The organism is Hoeflea sp. (assembly GCF_984452065.1).
Genome location: NZ_CFHWAF010000231.1, coordinates 1 through 3492 on the forward strand (window position 1 = coordinate 1; position 3492 = coordinate 3492).

The 3492-nt window shown below is 60.9% G+C and carries 6 protein-coding genes; all 6 read right to left on the bottom strand.

Annotated features, from left to right (window positions below; genetic code table 11):
- Window positions 1-117: 117 nt before the first annotated feature.
- Window positions 118-549, bottom strand: a complete 432-nt coding sequence (locus tag AC5E6N_RS23725; protein ID WP_491750121.1) for a type II toxin-antitoxin system VapC family toxin — start codon at window positions 547-549, stop codon at window positions 118-120.
- Window positions 546-779, bottom strand: a complete 234-nt coding sequence (locus AC5E6N_RS23730) for a FitA-like ribbon-helix-helix domain-containing protein (RefSeq protein ID WP_491750122.1) — start codon at window positions 777-779, stop codon at window positions 546-548. Before AC5E6N_RS23730 ends, AC5E6N_RS23725 begins: the two co-directional genes overlap by 4 nt.
- Before the next feature lie 342 nt (window positions 780-1121).
- Window positions 1122-1604, bottom strand: coding sequence for an RES family NAD+ phosphorylase (locus AC5E6N_RS23735; RefSeq protein ID WP_491750123.1), 483 nt, complete (start codon window positions 1602-1604; stop codon window positions 1122-1124).
- Window positions 1601-2068, bottom strand: a complete 468-nt coding sequence (locus AC5E6N_RS23740) for an antitoxin Xre/MbcA/ParS toxin-binding domain-containing protein (protein WP_491750124.1) — start codon at window positions 2066-2068, stop codon at window positions 1601-1603. Before AC5E6N_RS23740 ends, AC5E6N_RS23735 begins: the two co-directional genes overlap by 4 nt.
- A 96-nt stretch (window positions 2069-2164) precedes the next feature.
- On the bottom strand, window positions 2165-2749 hold the full coding sequence (locus AC5E6N_RS23745; protein WP_491750125.1) for a DUF6969 family protein: 585 nt from the start codon (window positions 2747-2749) through the stop codon (window positions 2165-2167).
- 283 nt (window positions 2750-3032) lie between these two features.
- Window positions 3033-3492: YeeE/YedE thiosulfate transporter family protein (locus AC5E6N_RS23750; RefSeq protein WP_491750126.1), on the bottom strand; the 460-nt coding region annotated here is incomplete at its 5' end.

Sequence of the window (3492 nt, forward strand, 5' to 3'; positions counted from 1 at the left end):
CCGGATTCTATCCAATACAACCGCTTCTGATGTCTCAAATGAGACAGCCCAAATGACTCTGCTCTTCTGATGACGCAGACGCCCGCCGCTGGCCATCGTCAATCCTCGAAGAATGCTTCAGAGCAAAGATCGCACCATCCAAGGATTGATGACGGTTAGACCAGCCGTCTTGAACGGATCGACATCGCGCGTCGCGACAGCGAAGTTTCGCACGCTGGCAGTCGCTGCAATCTGTATATCTGCAACGCCAGCCGGCCGACCGGCCGCTTCCGCCCTGGCGGCGATACGGGCTGCTTCAATGGCCACCGATCCGTCAAAGGCAAGGATGCGGTCAGCGAACAGCTGGCCCACGGTGAAATCGTACAGCTGCCACAACGCAGTTTTACGCCGACCTTCCGGAAGGCGGTCGATGCCCGCGCGCAGTTCCATTACGGTGACGGCCGAAACGAACAAGGCTTCAGCCTTTTGCGCGTTCATCCAGTCGAGCACAGCCGGCGTAGGCGCAGGCCGCATGGTTTCGGAGATGACGTTGGTATCAACGACGATCAATGGAATTCAGCCGGTTCGACCGGTTCATCGCTCTGCTCCAAGGGCGGATAATCGACGTCCAGTTCGGCCGCGCGGCGCGCGACCAGATCGCCGAGCGGCACGCTTGGCCGCGTGGCACGATCCAGCACCTCGCGGACGAACGCCTCGGCGCTGATACCTTTCTCGGCGGCCGCGATCCGGATCCGGCGATGCACATCCTCGGACAGGTTTCGAACGGTCAGTGTTTTCATGATCGCCTCCGATCACAGATATGATTGCAAATATAGCATATGCTAGCTTTGACAGCATGTGTCAATAATGACTGCGTCAACCGATCTCGGCGATCAGCGCTTCTGTCACTTAGCCCTTTATCGCAAGACTCCGCCCTCAATGATTTCAGTAGATTGACAAAACACCAAATTCTTAGAGACATCATTGCCATGCTTGTAACACCTGACTCCATGCACAAGATCGATGCTCTGGTTCAAAACCAGATGGAGGACATTCTTTTTGGACAAATTCGGTCAACAAACACCTACGCAATGACCGAAGAGTTACAGAAAACAACGCCCTGAACCTCAAGGCGCCGTGCTTTACCTGAACAGTCGATCATTCCACCAGATCGGTGTTTCCAAGCCTGTCGTAACTGACACGAATTCACTGTGGCCCGTGTTGAAGATGATGTTTTGTTCCATGCGGGCGACAACTGAGGGGACGATGAGGACAGCTGATCTTTCCTCATGAAACCACTTGCGGCCAAAACTCCGCGCCGCTTCGCCGTCTGGGGCACTCCATCCTTCGATGAGGTCGGGATTGACCACCTCATAGCTTGTTCCAACTGGAATTGAGATCTCCATGAAATGCTGACCGCCTGGGATCTCGCCTTCGAAATGTACGAGTTTTTCCAGCATAGCGGTTGAGTAATGTTTCCAAGCGTAGATGACCGTGGCGCCCGCTTCGTGCCACCGGCCCGATGCAAGTCGGGCGCCGCCGTCGTCCCAGATCGGAAACTCTCCCTCCGGATCACCTATTCGGTAAGCTGTAAGGGCACTATCAAGTCGTCGGTGCGAGCTCATACAGAGAAGCCAGACTCCGCACGCTTTAGCATATTGATAACGGCTTCCGTTCCCGCCGAATTAGACTGTGCCATTTCCATGGGCGTGCGCCCATGAAGCAGCTTGTGAGGTCGGTTCAAGAACCGTTTAATGGCGGCCGCATCACCCTTGTAAAGACGACTGACGGCATCCACGACGCGACTGACTTCATAGAGCCGCTCGCTCATTTCACGCGAGAGCGCTTTCCGGTTTTTCTTGGCCCGTCGCAACGTAGCCTCCGGGATGAGGGGTCCAACCACATGTCCGCGCCCTACTGCCAGGATGAGAGCATCGGCTGCAGCAACAGACAGGCCTTGCGCGATCTTGTCGGCGAGGCCGATATCATCAAGCGGCGCTTTTGCTCTTACGCCCAGAAGCTTGCCTATACGGCCAGCCTCCGAACCGGGAAGGGCGTCATGTACTGCGTAGGCCACGAGGGGATTCATCGGTAACTCCAGAACCGTCATATGGCGATAATTTAGTCGTCAGCTGACTCAATACACCCATACCGCGGAAGGTCGGATCGGCCGCCATGGGCTGCGCTATGGGCTGAAACGACTTTCAGCCGTGACCTCAAGCGCGCGGCTGGCGCGCGGATCGCCGCCAGCGTCCGGCCGATGGCCGGCGATGGCCTTGTCGCGATCGCGGATCAGATCGATGATCTCGGTTTCATGCGCTGCCAGCACCGCCGTCAGCCAGCGGTTCACCAGATAGTTCGGCTGCGGCATGTGCACGTCGAACCGGTGCAGGAGCGCGATCGTAGGTTCGGCGTCGAGCCAGTCGTCGCCGATCACCCAGTGATTGACGGTAAAAAGACGCAGCGGCCGGCCATGCGGATCGACGCCCACCGCGCACAGATGGTGGATTGGCCCCTCCGCCCCGTCCGGCCGCACGAAGCAATGAAAATGGCCGTGCTCGCCCGCATGCGTCGCCGGGTCGTGGCTGTGATAGAACCACTGCGCACCGGTTTGCGGGTCGAAGACCTCGCCGACAGGATACTTCGCCCAGCTTTGCGGCTGCTCAACGTCCCGCAATGTCTCTGTCAAGACGGTGGCGCCGCCTTTGGCCAGCACCTGCTCGCAAAACGCGATTTCGCGACGGGCGGTTTGCCGTGCATCATTGTTCACGTTTCGTCGTCCGGCACGAGGTCGGGCGCCTCGGACGCGCCCTCAGGCAAACGCGCCGGTGGAGGCGGCGGTGCGGCGCGCTCAGTGCGAGCCGAAGGCAATGGCGCGGGCGGGGGCGCTGCGCGCGGCGCGGCGGCGGCACACGGCGCCACGCCGGCGGCGGCAGGCGCGGACACGGCAGCGGGCGCCGGCGCGGGCACGCCGTTTGCCGCGTGATCATAGGCAACCGCCGCCGTCGTCACGGCCAATGCAGCTGCGAACAGGGCGGTGTTGCGTGTCCGGCTCATGCGGAGACGCCCTTGCGCCTGAAGCCGTCAAGGCCGAACAGCGGCCGGGCGAAGATACCGACCGCCGAACCGGCAAAGGCGGCGGCGAACCACAGCCAGCCATGCAGGCTGCCCGATGCGATGCCGGAGAACAGAGCGCCGATGTTGCAGCCGAAGCTCAGCCGCGCGCCATAGCCCATCAGCAGGCCACCGAGCGCGGCGGCGACAAACGACGCCAGCGGGATCGCGGCCCGGGGCGCGAATTTGCCGGCCAGCGACGCGGCCAGCGACGCCCCGAGGATCAGGCCGAAATTCATCACCGAAACCGAATTCGCGAGCACCGAAGCGGACAGTGCCTCGGCCTGCGCCGGCCAGTTCCAGAAGGTCCAGGTTTCGACGGGCAGGCCGGCCGCCGAGGCGATCTTCGCGCCCCAAAGGCCGAAACCATAGGTGATCGACCAGGGGTGTCCGGCGACA

Excerpts from the sequence above, each read along its gene's own strand:
- AC5E6N_RS23730 (WP_491750122.1), bottom strand. The coding sequence starts at position 779 with ATGAAAACACTGACCGTTCGAAACCTGTCCGAGGATGTGCATCGCCGG.
- AC5E6N_RS23735 (WP_491750123.1), bottom strand. The coding sequence starts at position 1,604 with ATGAGCTCGCACCGACGACTTGATAGTGCCCTTACAGCTTACCGAATA.
- AC5E6N_RS23740 (WP_491750124.1), bottom strand. The coding sequence starts at position 2,068 with ATGAATCCCCTCGTGGCCTACGCAGTACATGACGCCCTTCCCGGTTCG.